The following is a 16,060-nucleotide window of genomic DNA, read 5'->3' as shown; positions in this document are numbered from 1 at the left end:
GAGCAGAATCATGGAGGTAAAAACGTTTGGTGATCTGGTCGACTGGACACGGCAGCTTCATGAGCATTTGGCACGCTGTCTTTCCCACTGTGCCGATCATAATGAAGAAGAGCGGGCCAGGATGCTGCTTACTTATCTGGCGGATCATGAGAATGAGATGGAGTATGTTGTTGATGAGTTCAAGAATCGAGCGGACCCCAAAGTATTGAATACCTATGTATATGATTATCTGGAACACAGGCCGATCCGGACGCATCGGACCTGTGATGCACCCTATGCTGCGCTGGGTTTCAATGAAATCTGTCGGGAGATTTTTGATTTCCATGATCAAGTGACGGATCTCTATCGTAACTTGGTTGGCAAGGCGGAGATTCCTGAAGCAAGGGAGTTGCTTGAATCCCTTCTTGAGCTGGAACAGCATGAAGCGATGCGCCTTGTTCGTCAGACAGGGAGAATGGATGATCTCTGATTATTGCCTGATTGTACAGTGATGGTAATCACCTGACACATGCTCCTATAGTTAAGCAGTGTTTTTCGCCATTTTCCTGGCTCTTTCCTCGCTGTTTTGGGCAGCCCTTTCTTGAACGCGGCATAGGCTCTCATCCCATTCAAGTTGCGGGCTTGGGGGGAGTTTGGTTTTGTAGAGGATGAGGTAGTCAGCCAAGCCTTGCTGCATCTCATCCAGGGCTTCTTACCACTTGGTGCGACGCTGGATGCTGAAATGCTCATCCAACAGCGTTCAATGCAGACGTTCGACAAACCCGTTGCTCTTCGGCCGGTGTACCTTGTTCGTGCGGTGCTCTTCTCAAGTTGGAGGAACAGCTCATGCATGCGGGCAGATTGACGGGGTTACTCTCGAGCCTTTCGGATGAGTCGGTGACCCAATCAGATGTCGAATCGAAAGGGGTACGTGGCAACACTGGGCAGGGGCCGCGTCATGAATGAATCTCTGGCCATGCCGGGGCCCGGACGTGATCGCTCGAACACGATGCCCATGATGGAACGGCACGTACTGAAACGGAGACAAGGTGCGCTTATGAATCACGGCAACGGCGGTCACGGCCATGCGGGGCACATGCCTTCCAGTGGATCTGGAATGGCGATTTCGGCCTGGCTGACGGGGATCTACTTCTTCATCGAGATGGCCATCGGCTTGTGGACCGGCTCGGTCGCGGTGATCTCGGACGCCTTCCACACCTTCTCGGCGGTGGGTGGCGTGCTGGTGGCCATTATCGCCGCCCGGCTCGCCCGCCGCCCGGCCGATGAAGACCGCAGCTTTGGCTGGTATCGCGCCGAGATCGTGGGTGCCCTGGTCAACGGCGGCTTTTTGCTGGGCATGGCGCTGATCGTGATCGTGATGGCCGGCATGCGGATGACCGACCCCATTGATCTGCCCACGGCACCCCTGCTGTGGGCGGCGGCCGGCGGCCTGCTTACCGAGATCATCTCGCTGGGCTTGATCTGGAAGCAAAGCCGCAGCGACCTGAACGTCAAAGGCGCATTGTGGCACATCATCCAGACTTTCGTCGGCAGTCTGCTCATCATCGTCACCGCACTGGTGATCCGTTTCACCGGGTTTTTGCTGATCGACCCGCTGCTCGGCATGGTCTTCGGCTTCGTACTGTTGTGGGCGAGCTGGGGTATCCTGCGCGACGCCACCCATTTGCTGATGGAGGGCACGCCCGCCGAGATCCGCCTGGCTGAGGTGACGGCAGCCCTGGTAGCGCTCGACGGCGTGGAAGACGCCCATCACGTGCACGCCTGGGCACTGACCAGCGGGCGTTACGTGTTCTCCGGTCACCTGCGAATCTCCGACGGCGCCGATCCACAGGCCGTGCTCAAAGCCGCCTATAGAATGCTCAAGGATCAATACGGTTTTTTCTTCGCCACACTGCAGGTGGAGACCGCCTGTCTCGACGAGTCCGGCGCCGAAGCGATCGATGTCACGCATGTAGCGAGTAAGGGGGGACGGGCATGAAAACCCTACTTCTGCTTGCGTTGATCACGGTCTCCGAGGCGACCATCGGCGTGTTCGTCAAGCTAACCGACGGCCGCGTCCCTGTTCAGACGCTGACTTTCTACGCCATGGCCTTCGCCGCGGCCTTCCTGTTCATCGCGCGGGCCCTGGTGACTCGACAATGGCCTCGGTTTCCCAAGGGGAATGTCAAGGACACCGCCCTCATCGGCGTGCTGATCGCGGCCCAGGGCGGCGTCTTCAACCTGGCCATGACGTTGGTGCCCATCGCCAACGCGGTGATCTTCTGGAGCGTGGCGCCGTTCTTCGTGTTTATCTTCTCGGCGCTTTTCCTGGGTGAAAAGGCGCGCAAGAGCTACATCCTGATCTTCGTCATCGCCCTGATCGGTATCGCGCTCGCCAATCCGCTCGGCGGCGGCCATATGCTGGGCAACCTCGTGGCGCTGGCCACCGGGGCGATCTACGCCGCGATGGTCACCTACATGCGCTACGAGGGCAAGACCGAGACCGGGAATGACATCGCCTGGTCGCTGCTGGTCGCGGCGCTGGCGCTCTCGCCGTTCCTGTTGATCGCCGGTCCCGGCCAGGTGGCGACGACGATCGCCTATCCGGCACTCGGCGTGGAACTGCCGGTGATGCTCTGGGCCGCAGGCCTGGGTATCGTGTCCACCGGTTTCGCCTATTTCGGCATCTCCATCGTCTTGAAGTCGCTCAATGCCAATGTCTATGCGCTGGTCGACATCATCGTCTCGCCGGTGGTGGCCTCAACCCTAGGCTACCTGATCTTCGCAGAGGTGCCGGGCCGAGGCATGATCTATGGCGGTGCCTTGCTGCTCGGTGCCGGCTTCTGGTTGACCCGCGAGATGTCGCGGGGCCGGGAAACCCAGGCTGTGCATCCCTGTCAGTGCGTATAGACGTCGCCGAGGACGAAATGTGTTTGCCGAGAGCCTGGCCGAGTGGTCACGCGCCAACGTGTGTGTACCTGGGGATTCGGACGTTGTGGGATGTTTGTTCTGGTCCAGTCAGAGCGGACACCTTCTCAAGCTGTAGCTGCCAGTTTGACACCTCTAGGCGTTTGAGTGCTCAGGGTCGGGTGGAGTCGGTAGCTGTCATATTTCAGCTCGATGTATTCAACCACGGCCTGCCGTGCAGCCTGGCGGGCCTCGTATCGTTGACCAGCCAACCACTCAATTTTCAGTGGGCCGAAGTAACGCTCAATGAGGCCGGGAACCCGTGCCATAGCTGGCTGTTGCCCGCAAACGATAGTGAACAATGAAAGTAATGACGGCGGTAACGAAAAGCACGATCGCAAGCCCCCAGTACGTGCCGAGAGCACTACCAACGAACAGCAACCCGGCACCCGCAGAGCCAACGGCTTGTCCGAGGCTGGCCAAGGCGGTCTGCTTGCCCAGTGCCACACCCTGTGCTGGCCCGCTGGCCAGGGAGACCTGATAGGCCAGCAACGGAATCAGCAGCCCCGAACCGGCACCCAGCAGTCCGACCACGACGAATGCTGCCCAGAAGCTCGAAGCATACGGGAGGCCAAGAATGCCCACGGCCATCAGCAGGAAGGCCCCGCCGATCAGATGGCTGGGAGAGAGGCGTTTCGGTGGGTATGCCGACCACAGAAGTTGCGCCGCCAGCATCACCAGGCTGCACGCCGTGAACAGCAACCCGACCCTGAAGGGGTCGAGACCAATAGACTGCCTCGCCTGCAGGCTGAGCCCCACCTCAAAGGCCCCCAGGCCGAGCATCGCCAGCAGCGTCAGCGCCAGAAAGCCACCGACGGCCCGAGGCGACGCCGGCTCGGAGGCATGCGTGTCGGAAGGCAGGCGGTGAGCCGGCTGTTCGCGGACGTGATGGTAGATCAACAGCCACACCGCACCAGCCAATCCCGCCGTGACCACGAAGGGCCAGGCCACTGGCCCGCCGAGGACCATGTCGGATTGAGGCATCACCATGGGAATGCTGGCGAGCCAGCCGCTAAGCATGGGGCCGGACAAGAAGCCCAAGGTGGCGGCGGCACTGAGCCAGGCAAAACGCCGTGCACGGCGCGTTGGGTCGTCACACTCGGCCGCCTGCGCCAACGCCACCGGGATCACCGCTGCCGCAAAGGCGCCGGCAAGGGCCCGTACCCCATAGGCGAGTGGCAGGTTTCGAGTCAGGCTGAAGCCCAGCATGGCCAGTGCAAACCCTGCCAGCCCCCATAGCAGGACGGGCCGACGGCCCAGGCGGTCGGAGAGACTTCCCCATAGTGGGGCAAAGCCGAACAAGGCCAGCGTATACACCCCCGTCAGCAGCCCGGTGTGCAGCGATACGTCCCCGGGGGTAGTCACTGCCAGCACCCGGTCGAGGAACAGCGGCAGAATCGGCAGCACCGTACCGTAGCCGAGGAAGACGACTAAGGTGGCGGCGAGCAGAGCCGTGAAGCCGGCTCCTGATTTGCTGAGGACCCCCGCCATTAGTGAAAGACCATGCCGGCGATATGAAAGCCGGCATCGACGTGGAGCACCTCGCCGGTAATGCCGGTGGCATAGTCGCTGGCCAGCACCAGCGCGGTGCGACCCACCTCATCGACGTCCACGGTGCGGCGCAGCGGTGCCCGCTTCACGGTCTCATTGAGTAGCTCGTCGAAATGCTCGATGCCGGAGGCGGCACGGGTTGCCACCGCTCCTGCAGAGATGGCGTTGACGCGGATGTTGCGGGGGCCAAGCTCATGGGCCAGGTAGCGTACCGAGGCCTCCAGTGCGGCCTTGACGGGGCCCATGACGTTGTAGTGGTCGACGACCTTCTCGGCGCCGAAGTAGCTCAGCGTCATGAGACTGCCGCCCCGGTCCATCAAGGGCTCGGCCAATTGGGCCATGTGAATCAGCGAGTGGCAGGAAATGGCCATCGATTCGGAGAAGCCCTCGGCCGAGCAGTCCGTGAGTCGCCCGTGCAGATCCTCCTTGCGGGCCCAGGCGATGCCATGCAGGAGGAAATCCAGTCGCCCCCAGCGCTGACGGATCTGCTCGAACACTGCCTCCAGCTGCCCCGGCACCGTCACGTCGCAGGGGAGAAACAGTCCGGCGTCCACTTCCCGGGCCAGCGGCCCGACATGGGGACGTGCCTTGTCATTGAGATAGGTGATCGCCAGTTCCGCACCGGCATTACGGAAGTGCCGGGCAGCTGACCAGGCTAGACTGTGATCATTGGCGATGCCCACCACCAGGCCCTTGCGGTTTTTCAAGTCGAGGTGTTCCATGCTCGTCCTCCATTACGTTAGGTTTCCCCATGCCCAAGGTCTTCTAGCGCACTGCGAGTGTCCCCGAGCTGACGTGGCGCTGGCACAGGCAGCGCAGGCAGGTACAGGCGTTGTCGCAGCAGTCGGGATCGTGCTGAGGGATGCGCGCCTGACGCCGCGCGAACGGATACAGGATCCGACCCAGCAGGCTTGGGTGGTAAAGCTTGGCGAGCATTGGGCGCGCATCGCGCCTGGCCATTCGGCGAAACATTGCACGCCGCCCGCGGTCTCCGGCCTTGGTGTACAGCAGTCGGTTGCCGATGCCCTGGCGGATCGCCGGCAGCAGCGAGCGCTGCCATAGCGAGTCGTAATCGCGACCCTCCAGCAGGCTGTGCGCGGCCAAAACGCCCGAGCGCAGGGCGTAACGCATGCCAAAGCCCGCCAGCGCATCTTGAAAGCCCGCCTGCTCGCCCACCAGCAGATGCCCTTCGTGCTCGCCCCGGCAGGGCGGTCCATAGTTACCGACGCCACCGAAGGGACGCGCCTTGCGCATGTCCAGCCCGGCCTGCTCGGTAAAGAATGCGATCGTGCGTGTCAGGCACTCGTTATTACGCGTGAACTCCCTGAACAGACAGGTGGCGACGGTACCCTGTCCGCCCTGCACCAGCAGGTAGGTGTAGCCGCCTGGCGCCAGGTGGTCGCTGAAGCAGGCCCACTGGCCGTCCGGCATGGCGGTCTCGAACAGGTAGCCCACCGCCATGACGTTGGCGAGCATCGGCCCCTTGGCCTCTACGGTGGAGCCGTGTGTGTTCTTGACGGGGGACGACAGCCTCACCTCCACACCGCAGGCCTTGGCCTGCTCGAGCAGGGCGTGATCCAGGGTGCCCGTTTCCGATCCCCGGCGGACCAGGTAGTACAGGGGCTGGTTAGAACGAATTGCGTGGCGGGCGCCCCAGCCGTCGAAGGCCGTCACTTGCGAGATGGCGTGATGCTCGAAGCTGGGCCGAATTCCCTCGCTCGCGAGCTCATCTAGCACATCGATGTCGTCGCTCCAGCTCTCGAGCCCCTGGAAATCGCCATGGAAGCGGGCACCAACACGACGGCGACGCTCGTGCACGATCACGCGCTTTCCCGCGCGCGCCAGGACGATGGCGCAGGCCAACCCGGCGGGGCCGGCGCCGATTACGGTCACGGTATCGCCCCGCGCGGGGCCGGCGCAGACGGCCGAGTTCTGGGTCATGGATGAAGGGCCTCTACGTTCGCCCACGTCTCAGCCATCCAACTGATGCGCACGAACGTACCGTTCGGGATCCGTCTCGAACTGTTCGCGGCAAGCCTCTGAGCAGAAGTAATAGCGCTGCCCCCGGTATTCACTCCCCGTGGCGGCGGTCTGGAAGCTGATCGCCATGCCACATACCGGATCCAGGAAAGACTTCTGTTCCAATCGTTCGTGTTTCATCGCTGTTTCCCCTTTTCATTATTCAGAACGGCGCATGCGGGTTGCGCCCCCAGCTGAAAACGCAGCCGGCCATCCAGCTCCAGTATTCGGCCATTGAAAAAGTCGTCCCCGCTTGGTCACTCGGCGGTCAATAGCATCTTGATGGCCTGCTCCTTCGCCGCCTGGGAAAACACGTCGTAGGCCTTCTCGATGTCGTCGAGCTTGAAGCGGTGGGTCACCAAGCCCGCGGGCTCGACGCCACCGGCCTCGACGATGCGCATTAGCACCGGGGTCGTGTCGGTGTTCACCAGGCCGGTACGCACCGTGACATTCTTGATCCAGAGGTCCTGCAGGCGGAACTCGACGCTCTTGCCGTGCACGCCGATGTTGGCGATATGCCCCCCCGGGCGCACGATGCGCTGGCAGATATCGAAGGTCTCGGGGATCCCCACTGCTTCCATGGCGACGTCCACGCCTTCGCCACCGGTCAGCTCGTCGATAGCGTCGAGCGGGTCCCGGGCGATGGTGTCGGTGGCGCCGAGCCGCCTGGCCATGGCCAGGCGGTTCTCGTCGGGGTCGATCATGATAATCCGTGCGGGAGAGTAGAAGTGCGAGGTCATCAGAGCCGCCAGGCCGATGGGCCCCGCGCCGACAATGGCCACCGTGTCGCCGAGCCCCACCTCACCGTTCAAGGCGCCGATCTCATGGCCGGTAGGCAGAATGTCGCTAAGCATCACCGCCGCAGCGCGGTCCATCTCCTTCGGCAATCGGTGCAGGCTGTTGTCCGCGTGCGGGATACGCACGTACTCGGCCTGGGTGCCGTCGATCAGGTGACCGAGGATCCAGCCGCCGTCGCGGCAGTGGGCATAGAGACCGCGCTTGCAATAGTCGCAGCGGCCGCAGGAGGTGATGCAGGAAATCAGCACCTCGTCGCCGATCTGGATGTTGCTCACGCCGTCGCCGACTTCCTCGACGACGCCGACGCCCTCGTGGCCGAGGATACGACCATCTTCCACGGCGGGCACGTCGCCCTTGAGGATGTGCAAGTCGGTGCCGCAGATAGTGGTATGGGTAATGCGCACCACCGCGTCCGTGGGCTTGGTGATGCTCGGGCGCGGCTTCTCCTCCCAGCGACGCTGGCCAGGACCATGATAGACGAGTGCTTTCATGATGTTACCTCCTTAAGTGTCGCAGATCGGCAGCTCATGGCGAGCTACGTATATGGGTCAATTTGCGGTTACAGTTGCACCGCTTCCTCTACCAGGCCGGCAGGACGGGCTCAATGCTCCAGTACATAACGTCCTGGCGCTTCGTCCAGCGCCGGATAGCCTCTGGTCACCCCCGGCTCCCGGGCGGGCACGCGCTGGGTGCTGTGATCGGCCAACCAGCCCTGCCAGCAGGGCCACCAGGAGCCGTCATGATGCGCGGCAGTGGCCTGCCAGCCGTCCGGATCCATGAAGGGGTCGTCGCGGCGGATGGTCGAGATCTGGTGATAGCGGCGGGAATCGCCGGGCGGGTTGACGATGCCCGCATTGTGCCCGCCGCTGGAGAGCACGAAGGTGACGTCCGCCGGCGTCAGCCACTGCACCTTGTAGACGGAGCGCCAGGGGGCGACATGATCCTTGAGCGTGCTGACGGCGAACACGGGAATCTCGATGTCGGTCAGCGATACGGGCCGTTCGTCCACCCGGTAGCGCCCACCGGCGAGGTCGTTGTCGAGGAACAGCCACCGGAGGTACTCGCTGTGCATGCGTGCCGGCATGCGGGTGCCGTCGGCGTTCCAGGCCATCAGGTCGAACATGGGCGGACGCTCGCCGGCCAGATAACTGTGCACCATCGTCGACCAGATCAGGTCCTGGGAACGCAGCAACTGGAAGGCGCCCGCCATCTGGCGCGTATCCAGATAGCCCCGGACGGCCATGAGGTCCTCGAGGAAGCGTACCTGGTCCTCGTCGATGAACAGCATCAGCTCGCCGGCCTCGCTGAAGTCGGTCTGCGCGGCGAGCAGCGTCAGGCTGGCCAGGCGAGTGTCACCGTCCCGCCCCATGGCGGCCGCGGCGATCGACAGCAGCGTCCCGCCCAGGCAATAGCCCACGCCGTGGACGCGCTGCTCCGGGCAACTGGCCGTGACCGCGTCGAGGGCCGCCATGACCCCCAGCCGGCGGTAGTCGGCCATGCCCAGTTCCCGGTCCTCGCTGCCCGGGTTCTTCCAGGACACGACGAACACCGTATGGCCCTGTGCCACCAGGTAGCGGATCAGGGAGTTCTCCGGGGAGAGGTCGAGGATGTAGTACTTCATGATCCAGGCCGGCACGATCAGCAGCGGCTCGGCATGGACCTCCTGGTTGACGGGTGCATACTGGATCAGCTCGATGAGCCGGTTGCGGAAGACCACCTTGCCCGGCGTCACCGCTACGTCCCGGCCGACCCGATACGCTTCGAACCCCACCGGCCCCTCGCCTACCTGCCGTCGCTGCCAGTCCTCTAGCAGATTGGAGACACCACGGGCCAGGTTGGCGCCACCCTCGCGCCGCGTCTGCTCCTGCAGTTCGGGATTGGTGGCGAGGAAGTTCGATGGCGACCAGATGTCGAGCATCTGCCGCGCACCGAAATTCACCATCGCCTGATGATGGCGCGAGACGCCCGGTACGCCGGTGGTGGCCGCATGCCACCACTGCTGCTGCAGCAGGAAGCCCTGATAGAGCATGTTGAAGGGCCAGCGTTGCCAGGCCGCGTCCTGGAATCGCTTGTCCTGGGGCAGCGGCTCGATGCAGCGTTCGCAGTTAGCGTCCCGGCAAGCCTGCTCGCAATAACTGCCGAAACGTTGCCGCTTGCGCAGGGCCTTGCCGACGAGCTCGACCTGTTTGTCCGGCGACAGGAGCAGGTGTTGCGCCCAGTCCCACCAGGCCTGCTGGACGGCGGTCGGCGACAGCCCACCCGTGAAGAGACTCATCATGGCGTGCAGGCGCTGGTCGGTGGTCGTCGCGGGTGGGCTCGCTTTCGGCCCGTCGATGGTGGTGGTTCGGGGCGTGGTGTTCATCAGCGCACCTCCGTGGGGCAGCAGGCCGACTCGGGTTGCGGGGAGCAGCAGAAGGTGGATTCCGCTTCGTCAGGGGAGGGCACGGGCAGGCGGATCCCCGCGCGGTACATCAGCGCCGCCACGGCCAGTCCGGCCAGGCGTGCCTCGGGCGGGTCGGCCCGGGAACTCAGTACCGCCGGCACCGTCAGCCCCATGACCACCCCGGCCGCCGTGGCGCCGGCATGGTACTCGAGGTTCTTGGCCAACACGTTGCCTGACACCAGATCCGGCATGAGCAGGATGTCGGCCTTCCCCGCCACCGGGGAGTCGATGCCCTTTTCGCGGGCCGCACGTTCCGAGATGGCGTTGTCGAAGGCCAGTGGCCCGTCGACCTCGGCGCCGGCAATCTGGCCGCGGCGGGCCATCAGGGTCAGGCAGGCCGCATCCAGGGTAGAGACGATGGCCGGATTGACCGTTTCCACGGCGGAAATGACCGCGGCACGTGGCCGCTCGAGCCCGATCATGTGCATCAGCTCGATGGCGTTCTGGAGAATCTGCGCCTTGGCGTCGAGGTCGGGGGTAATGTTCACGGCCGCATCGGTCACGGCCAGCAGGCGTGGGCAGTCGGGCACGTCCACCAAAAAGACGTGGCTCACGCGCCGGCCGGGCTGTCGCAGGCCATTGCCCAGCAGGGCATGCATGAAGGTATCGGTTTGGAGGTGCCCTTTCATCAGCGCATCCGCGCGACCGGCCTGCACGAGCTCCACCCCGATGCGGGCGGCCTCCACATCCGAATCGGCCTCGATCATCGCTTGTGGATCGAGGTCCCACCCGATCGTCGCGGCGGCCTCGACGACCTCGGCGGGGCGGCCGATGAGCACCGGCTCGGCGATGCGCCGCCTCGCCGCCCCGCGAAGCGTCTCCAGCACCGCGGCCTGGGCCGCGTTGACCACGGCGACGCGGATCGGGTCACCGCCACCGGCCCGCTGAATCAGGTCATCGAGCGTCGCAAGGGCCACTGGCGTTGCCGTCTGGGTCATGTCACCTCCTGGGTGTTGGTTAATGTGCGCTGCACGTGCCGGGCGATCATCCGTTCTTCATCGGTGGCCACGGCCTCTACCCGGACCGGGCCCTCGGCGGCGGAAATCACCGGCCCGGGCGTGCGGTTGCGTCCTTCCTCCAGTGTGATGCCGAGATACCCCATTCCCGCGCAGATCTGTGCCCGGATCGCCGGTGAGTTCGCCCCGATGCCGCCGGTGAAGATCAGTCGGTCCAGCCCGCCGAGCGCGGCGCTTAGGGCACCGATGAAGTGGCGGGCACGATGGCAGAAGAAGTCGACGGCCTGCGCAGCCTCCGGCGTATCCTCGCGGTGCGTCAGGAGTTCCCGCATGTCGGCACTCACCCTCGAAAGCCCCAGCAGCCCCGAGCGTCGATAGAGCAGGGCTTCCAACGCCGCGACGTCGAGTCCGTCGTGACTCGCCAGGTAGAGCAGGATACCGGGGTCCAGATCCCCGCTGCGGGTGCCCATGGGCATGCCGCCCAAGGCACTGAAGCCCATCGTCGTCTCGATGCTGCACCCGTCCCGGATTGCCGCCAGGGAGGCGCCGTTGCCCAGGTGCGCCACGATCAGGCGCTCACGTAACGCCTCCGGGCCATGGCGCCGCCTCAGGTCGTCGACGATGAACTCGTAGGAGAGCCCGTGAAAGCCGTAGCGGCGCACACCCCCGGCCTCGTATTCCCGTGGCAACCCGGTGTGCCGGGCAACCGCGGGCAGGCCGTGGTGGAACGCCGTGTCGAAGCAGGCGAATTGGGGCACGTCGGGGAATTGCGTGCGCATGGCGCTGATCCCGGCCAGGTTGTGTGGCAGGTGCAGCGGAGCCAGTGGCACCAGAGCGTGAAGTCGGTCCAGCAGGGAGGCATCGATCCGTTGAGGGCAGTCGCAATCGGGACCACCATGGACCACCCGGTGCCCGATACCGGCGAGGTCCAGTTGGCTTGTCTGCTGTTGAAGAAGGGTGTCGACCTTCTCGATGGCGGTGGCATGATCAGCCATTCGCGCGGGATGGTCGTCAACCGTTCCCTGTGCACTCGACATCTGGAGCCGGCCTTGTGACGTGCCGATCCCACTGGCCGCTCCCCATACCAGCCGTGCGAGCCCTTCCGTCAGAATGAATACGGCGAACTTCAGGCTGGATGACCCGCAGTTGACCACCAGAATGGCCGATCGACGGTTTGGCATAGTCGAGTCTTCCTTCTCCGGGGGCGAAAGGTGATCCCTGTTCAGCGCCCGGCTACAGGTCTCGGGCTCGGTTGATCTGTTGGGACAGACGCATTGCCTCGTGTTCCTCTAGCTTCAAGAGCTCGCGAACGAGATCCCGAGCCTCGGGGATGTCGGCGCGTCCTTCCAGGTAGCGGTATAGTGCGATGACCTGATCGTGCAGCGAGAAGACTTCCCGGCTAATGTCTTCGAAGCCCATCTTGGCATAGGGCAAATTGCACGCCTGATGGGGTTTGATGGGCGCATGCGACAGGTAGTCGTAAACCCAGGTGTTTAGGGCTTTGGGGTCGGCCTGCTTCTCGAAGCTGGCCACGGTATGCTCCAGGACCGCTTCGTGATCGGCGAGATACTCCAGCAGCGATTTAGCCCGTGCCTCCTCCTGCTGGGTGGCACAGTGCCTGAAGCATTCGGCCAACTGGGCATGCAGCTGGCGAGTCCAGTCGATCAGGTCATGAAAGGTCTCGATATTCATTTATTGCTCTCCATTAGTGGTTTGCTCTATCGGTATTGGTTGTAAACCGGGTCGGCTTCGACTGGGTCACTCGCTCTCGCTCCACCATCCCCCGCCGTAGAGGCTGTGAAACCCCATCTCGTACATGCTGTCGCGGGTCGTGCCGGCCAGTTCCAGAGTCGAGACGATCGAATCGCTCATCAATGTCTCCCATTGCCGATAGGGGCTGCTGCTATCGACCGGCGTTGGCATGGTCTCCACCATCTCGGCCAGCCACTTCACGCCGCCCATCCAGGGCGCGAAGCGCTCCGAGAACATCAGTCGGCTGGTCCGTGCCGGATGCAGTTGACGCAGCATCTCGGCCGACCAGGGGGTGGTGGCCAGCCGCACCCAGGGGCCGACGAAGGTCTCGTAGAGGGCCACATTGTGCGTGGAAAGGGCTTTTACCTGCTCGAACGCCGGTTCCTGCTCGGGGTAGTCCAGCTCCTCCACGCGGCGCTCCTCAAAGTGCACCTGAAACTGCGGCTTGTGGCAGTCGGGATCGCCGGTGGGGTTGTCGATCTTCATCTCGTAGAGCCCCGGCGCGAGGTCATTCAGCTCGCCGACGCTCTCGAGGATCGCTCGGTGCTCCAGCCGTGCGACCTTGGCGGAAACGAAGATCCCCAGATGGCCGACATGCGGATTGAGCAGATAGATGATGCGCTGGCCAGCGGCCTTGAGTGCCTCGGTGTCGGGGTACACCGCCGGGATCCAGTTGAGCGCCTGGTGCGGTGGGGTGATGTTGTCGCCGCCGGAGGCGAAGATCACCAGCGGGTTGCGGATACGCGTGAGGTCGACGGTGCAGCCCGGGCAGATCTGCAGCTCACCGCGCTCGAGCTGGTTGCCGATGAAGAAGTTCTCGACGATGGCGGTGATCTCTTCCTTGCTCAGCGAATAGAAGCCCGTCCACCAGCGCTCGAAGTCCAGGAACCGCTCGCGCTGGCCGTCGATGTCGGCGATCAACTGGTAGTCCTTCTGCCATAGGGTATTTGCCGGCTTGAGGCTCTCGAAGTTGGCGGCCAGATTCGCGCCGTCGAATCGCCCGTCCCCCAGGTCGGCCATCAGGTGGGTCAGCCAGGCGCCGCCCAGCAGGCCGCCGGCGAGGCGCATCGGATTGACGCCGGACTCGCCGGACCAGTAGGACAGCGGCGAGCCGTTGAGCACCGCCGGCCCGACCAGGCCCTCACAGTCGGCAGAGAGCAGTGCGATCGCCCAGCCCGCCTGACAGTTGCCGTAGAGCACCGGTGGCTTGCCGGGGTGGCGCTCGGCCAGCGTCTCGACGAAGCGCCGCAGGACGTGCTGCACATCCTCCAGCGTCTGCCCGGGCATGGGCTCGGGGAAGAAGATCACGAAGTAGACTGGGTGGCCCTCGTGGAGCGCCATGCCCACTTCGGAGTCTTGTTTGAAACCGCCGATGCCCGGGCCATGACCGGCACGCGGGTCGACGATCATCACCGGCGGCTTGGCCTCGTCGAGGCAGTCCTCCAGGCAGTCGTCGCCGACCCGGGTGATGCGCAGCAGGGCGTAGTTGGCGGGCCGCGCCAGTTGCCGACCATCGAGGATCATCTCGTAGTCGAAGTCGAGCAGTGGTGGCTTGCCCGCCTGCTCATGCTCGAGCATGTTGTCGGCGCGCTCACGCAGGGTGTCCAGGTAGCGCACGCCGCGCCGCCACAGGTCGGTCTGGTAGGCGAGCAGTTCCGTGGCCGGGTGGCTCGGGAGGAGGCCCTCTTCGGGCTCGGGTACGGTCATCGGGGCGGCCATCTCTGGTGGGGCGGTGGGTTGGCGCTTGCGCGGGGCTTTACGCGCCGTGGGTGGCTTGGTGGTCGATGTCTTGGCGGTCATGGTGGATTACCTCTCGGTGTCAGGATGTCGTGGGCTCAGGGTCGACGCCGATCTCGATCAGGGACTCCGACAGGAAGCGATAGGGCGGAACCTCCAGATTGATCGGCGCCGGCACCGCCTTGAAGACCCGTCCGGCGAAGTCGAACTTGGAACCGTGGCAGGGGCAGAAGTAGCCGCCCAGCCAGTCGTCGGTGACCGAGCCCGGCTCCGGCCGAAACAGGGGCACGCAGCCGAGGTGGGTACAGATCGCGACGACCAACAGATACTCCTCCTCGAGCGAGCGCAGGGGCCCGGTGATATAGGCCGGCTGCTGTGATTCCACCTCGGCGAGGGGATCGCGGAGCCGGTCGGAGTCGGTCAGTGTCGCCAGGCGCTCGAGGATCGCTGGGGTGCGGCGCAAGACCCAGACGGGCTTGCCGCGCCATTCCACGGTCAACTGCTGACCCGGCTCCAGCTTGTCGACATCGACCTCGACGGGGGCGCCGGCGGCCCTGGCGCGCGCACTGGGCTGCCAGGAGGCAATGAACGGCACCGCCGTGAATGCCGCGCCGACACCGCCGGCCACCACCGTCGCACCGACGAGAAAGCGTCTGCGTTTCATGTTTGCCTCCCGGACTCGGATTGCGGGGCTGCCGAGTGGGGCAGCGTTGCCGCCAGTACCGCACCACCGATCAGTGCCGCCATGGCCGAGGCGGCCAACACGCCCTGGCGGGCCGAGGTCAGGGCCGCTGGCGTATCGAAGGCGAGCCCGGCGATGAACAGGCTCATGGTGAAACCGATGCCAGCCAGCACGGCCACCCCGTACAGATGGCACCACCCCACACCCGCGGGAAGCCGCGCGAGGCGCAGCCGGATCGCCAGCCAGGCAAGGGAGAAGACGCCCAACTGCTTGCCCAGCAAGAGGCCGAGGGCCACCCCGAGGAAGACGTCGCCGAAGCCGTCGCCTGCTGCTCGTATCACGATTCCGGCGTTGAAGAAGGCGAATACCGGGACGACCCCAAAGGTGACCCAGCGCCGCAGGTCATGGTAGGTGCGAGCCAGGGGCGAGCCTTCCTCGCGGCCGTCCCGTGTTCTGGCGGGGATGGCCAAGGCGATCGCGATGCCGGCCAGGGTGGCGTGGACCCCGGACTTGAGTACCGCCACCCACAGCACCAGCCCCAGCAGCACATAGGGCATGGCGCGCATGACCCGGAAGCGGTTGAGGAGGACGAAGCCGGCAAGAGCCGTACCGGCAATCAACAGCGCCTCCCCGGAGAGACGCTCGGTGTAGAACAGCGCGATGATGGCGATGGCGCCGAGGTCGTCGAAGACCGCCAGGGCCATCAGAAACACGCGCAGTGCGGGTGGCACGCGCTCGCCGAACAAGGACAATACCGCCAGTGCCAGCACGATGTCGGTGGCGGTGGGCACGGCCCAGCCATGGGCGGCGATGCCTTCGGTGCCGTTGACGAGTAGGTAGACCAGCGCTGGCAGCAGCATGCCACCGGCTGCTGCGATCGCCGGCAGCGCCACCTGCCGGGCCGAGCCCAGCAGGCCACCGAGCATCTCGCGCTTGAGTTCGACGCCCATCAGCAGGAAGAAGAACACCATCAGCCCGTCGTTGATCCACAGGATCAACGGCTTGTCGATACCCAGGGTACCGACCTGCACTGACACGGGAGTGTGGTGCACCAGCTGGTAGACGTCTCGCAGTGGCGAGTTGGCGAGTATCAACGCCGCGAGCATGGCGCCGACGGTCACCAGGCCTGCCGTGCGCTCTTCGATCCCCTGCTGTGCCAGTGTGGTCATCGTGGTT

The 16,060-nt window shown here is 64.4% G+C and carries 16 protein-coding genes; 3 read left to right on the top strand and 13 right to left on the bottom strand.

What is annotated here, in order from left to right:
- The first annotated feature begins 10 nt into the window (after positions 1-10).
- The 3 genes from ACGTNG_RS12185 to ACGTNG_RS12175 all read left to right on the top strand — a co-directional run bounded on the left by ACGTNG_RS12185 (position 11) and on the right by ACGTNG_RS12175 (position 2,889).
- A complete protein-coding gene (locus tag ACGTNG_RS12185; RefSeq protein WP_394577317.1) occupies positions 11-469 on the top strand; it encodes an ATPase in 459 nt (152 codons plus the stop codon).
- A gap of 468 nt (positions 470-937) precedes the next feature.
- Positions 938-1,978 carry a cation diffusion facilitator family transporter gene (locus ACGTNG_RS12180; protein ID WP_394577316.1) on the top strand — a complete coding sequence of 347 codons (1,041 nt, stop codon included), beginning with the start codon at positions 938-940 and terminating at the stop codon, positions 1,976-1,978.
- A complete protein-coding gene (locus tag ACGTNG_RS12175) occupies positions 1,975-2,889 on the top strand; it encodes a DMT family transporter (protein ID WP_394577315.1) in 915 nt (304 codons plus the stop codon). Before ACGTNG_RS12180 ends, ACGTNG_RS12175 begins: the two co-directional genes overlap by 4 nt.
- Positions 2,890-3,014: 125 nt before the next feature.
- On the opposite strand, the gene ACGTNG_RS12170 is transcribed toward ACGTNG_RS12175, so the two are convergent.
- The 13 genes from ACGTNG_RS12170 to nhaA form a co-directional block, all read right to left on the bottom strand.
- The gene (locus tag ACGTNG_RS12170) at positions 3,015-3,215 is read right to left on the bottom strand and encodes an IS3 family transposase (RefSeq protein WP_394577314.1); all 201 of its coding nucleotides are present in this window, start codon (positions 3,213-3,215) and stop codon (positions 3,015-3,017) included.
- On the bottom strand, positions 3,190-4,437 hold the full coding sequence (locus tag ACGTNG_RS12165) for an MFS transporter (RefSeq protein ID WP_394577313.1): 1,248 nt from the start codon (positions 4,435-4,437) through the stop codon (positions 3,190-3,192). The genes ACGTNG_RS12170 and ACGTNG_RS12165 overlap by 26 nt, the downstream gene beginning before the upstream one ends.
- On the bottom strand, positions 4,437-5,219 hold the full coding sequence (gene fabI, locus ACGTNG_RS12160; RefSeq protein WP_394577312.1) for an enoyl-ACP reductase FabI: 783 nt from the start codon (positions 5,217-5,219) through the stop codon (positions 4,437-4,439). The genes ACGTNG_RS12165 and fabI overlap by 1 nt, the downstream gene beginning before the upstream one ends.
- Positions 5,220-5,262: 43 nt before the next feature.
- Positions 5,263-6,438, bottom strand: a complete 1,176-nt coding sequence (locus ACGTNG_RS12155) for an NAD(P)/FAD-dependent oxidoreductase (RefSeq protein WP_394577311.1) — start codon at positions 6,436-6,438, stop codon at positions 5,263-5,265.
- A 30-nt stretch (positions 6,439-6,468) separates the two neighbouring features.
- A complete protein-coding gene (locus ACGTNG_RS12150; RefSeq protein WP_394577310.1) occupies positions 6,469-6,657 on the bottom strand; it encodes a YHS domain-containing protein in 189 nt (62 codons plus the stop codon).
- A 116-nt stretch (positions 6,658-6,773) separates the two neighbouring features.
- Positions 6,774-7,805: a zinc-dependent alcohol dehydrogenase family protein gene (locus ACGTNG_RS12145; RefSeq protein ID WP_394577309.1), complete on the bottom strand. Its 1,032-nt coding sequence runs from the start codon at positions 7,803-7,805 to the stop codon at positions 6,774-6,776.
- Between the two features lie 110 nt (positions 7,806-7,915).
- Positions 7,916-9,676, bottom strand: coding sequence for a PHA/PHB synthase family protein (locus ACGTNG_RS12140; RefSeq protein ID WP_394577308.1), 1,761 nt, complete (start codon positions 9,674-9,676; stop codon positions 7,916-7,918).
- The gene (locus tag ACGTNG_RS12135; protein WP_394577307.1) at positions 9,676-10,695 is read right to left on the bottom strand and encodes a bifunctional enoyl-CoA hydratase/phosphate acetyltransferase; all 1,020 of its coding nucleotides are present in this window, start codon (positions 10,693-10,695) and stop codon (positions 9,676-9,678) included. Before ACGTNG_RS12135 ends, ACGTNG_RS12140 begins: the two co-directional genes overlap by 1 nt.
- Positions 10,692-11,894: an acetate/propionate family kinase gene (locus ACGTNG_RS12130; protein ID WP_394577306.1), complete on the bottom strand. Its 1,203-nt coding sequence runs from the start codon at positions 11,892-11,894 to the stop codon at positions 10,692-10,694. The genes ACGTNG_RS12135 and ACGTNG_RS12130 overlap by 4 nt, the downstream gene beginning before the upstream one ends.
- Positions 11,895-11,946: 52 nt before the next feature.
- On the bottom strand, positions 11,947-12,405 hold the full coding sequence (locus ACGTNG_RS12125; protein WP_394577305.1) for an ATPase: 459 nt from the start codon (positions 12,403-12,405) through the stop codon (positions 11,947-11,949).
- Between the two features lie 66 nt (positions 12,406-12,471).
- Positions 12,472-14,265 (bottom strand): DUF3141 domain-containing protein, encoded by a 1,794-nt coding sequence (locus ACGTNG_RS12120; RefSeq protein ID WP_394577304.1) that lies wholly within the window; start codon positions 14,263-14,265, stop codon positions 12,472-12,474.
- A 19-nt stretch (positions 14,266-14,284) separates the two neighbouring features.
- Complete coding sequence (petA, locus tag ACGTNG_RS12115; protein WP_394577303.1) at positions 14,285-14,866, bottom strand: ubiquinol-cytochrome c reductase iron-sulfur subunit; 582 nt, start codon at positions 14,864-14,866, stop codon at positions 14,285-14,287.
- A complete protein-coding gene (gene nhaA / locus ACGTNG_RS12110; protein ID WP_152484034.1) occupies positions 14,863-16,053 on the bottom strand; it encodes a Na+/H+ antiporter NhaA in 1,191 nt (396 codons plus the stop codon). Before nhaA ends, petA begins: the two co-directional genes overlap by 4 nt.
- Positions 16,054-16,060: the final 7 nt, after the last annotated feature.

Origin of the sequence: Halomonas sp. B23F22_3 (assembly GCF_043496965.1) — a bacterium.
Taxonomy (GTDB): Bacteria; Pseudomonadota; Gammaproteobacteria; order Pseudomonadales; family Halomonadaceae; genus Halomonas.
The sequence above is the reverse complement of the archived record's forward strand: the minus strand, read 5'-3'. Positions and strand labels throughout refer to the sequence as shown.

Excerpts from the sequence above, each read along its gene's own strand:
- ACGTNG_RS12185 (WP_394577317.1), top strand. The coding sequence starts at position 11 with ATGGAGGTAAAAACGTTTGGTGATCTGGTCGACTGGACACGGCAGCTT.
- ACGTNG_RS12180 (WP_394577316.1), top strand. The coding sequence starts at position 938 with ATGAATGAATCTCTGGCCATGCCGGGGCCCGGACGTGATCGCTCGAAC.
- ACGTNG_RS12175 (WP_394577315.1), top strand. The coding sequence starts at position 1,975 with ATGAAAACCCTACTTCTGCTTGCGTTGATCACGGTCTCCGAGGCGACC.
- ACGTNG_RS12170 (WP_394577314.1), bottom strand. The coding sequence starts at position 3,215 with ATGGCACGGGTTCCCGGCCTCATTGAGCGTTACTTCGGCCCACTGAAA.
- ACGTNG_RS12165 (WP_394577313.1), bottom strand. The coding sequence starts at position 4,437 with ATGGCGGGGGTCCTCAGCAAATCAGGAGCCGGCTTCACGGCTCTGCTC.
- fabI (WP_394577312.1), bottom strand. The coding sequence starts at position 5,219 with ATGGAACACCTCGACTTGAAAAACCGCAAGGGCCTGGTGGTGGGCATC.
- ACGTNG_RS12155 (WP_394577311.1), bottom strand. The coding sequence starts at position 6,438 with ATGACCCAGAACTCGGCCGTCTGCGCCGGCCCCGCGCGGGGCGATACC.
- ACGTNG_RS12150 (WP_394577310.1), bottom strand. The coding sequence starts at position 6,657 with ATGAAACACGAACGATTGGAACAGAAGTCTTTCCTGGATCCGGTATGT.
- ACGTNG_RS12145 (WP_394577309.1), bottom strand. The coding sequence starts at position 7,805 with ATGAAAGCACTCGTCTATCATGGTCCTGGCCAGCGTCGCTGGGAGGAG.
- ACGTNG_RS12140 (WP_394577308.1), bottom strand. The coding sequence starts at position 9,676 with ATGAACACCACGCCCCGAACCACCACCATCGACGGGCCGAAAGCGAGC.
- ACGTNG_RS12135 (WP_394577307.1), bottom strand. The coding sequence starts at position 10,695 with ATGACCCAGACGGCAACGCCAGTGGCCCTTGCGACGCTCGATGACCTG.
- ACGTNG_RS12130 (WP_394577306.1), bottom strand. The coding sequence starts at position 11,894 with ATGCCAAACCGTCGATCGGCCATTCTGGTGGTCAACTGCGGGTCATCC.
- ACGTNG_RS12125 (WP_394577305.1), bottom strand. The coding sequence starts at position 12,405 with ATGAATATCGAGACCTTTCATGACCTGATCGACTGGACTCGCCAGCTG.
- ACGTNG_RS12120 (WP_394577304.1), bottom strand. The coding sequence starts at position 14,265 with ATGACCGCCAAGACATCGACCACCAAGCCACCCACGGCGCGTAAAGCC.
- petA (WP_394577303.1), bottom strand. The coding sequence starts at position 14,866 with ATGAAACGCAGACGCTTTCTCGTCGGTGCGACGGTGGTGGCCGGCGGT.
- nhaA (WP_152484034.1), bottom strand. The coding sequence starts at position 16,053 with ATGACCACACTGGCACAGCAGGGGATCGAAGAGCGCACGGCAGGCCTG.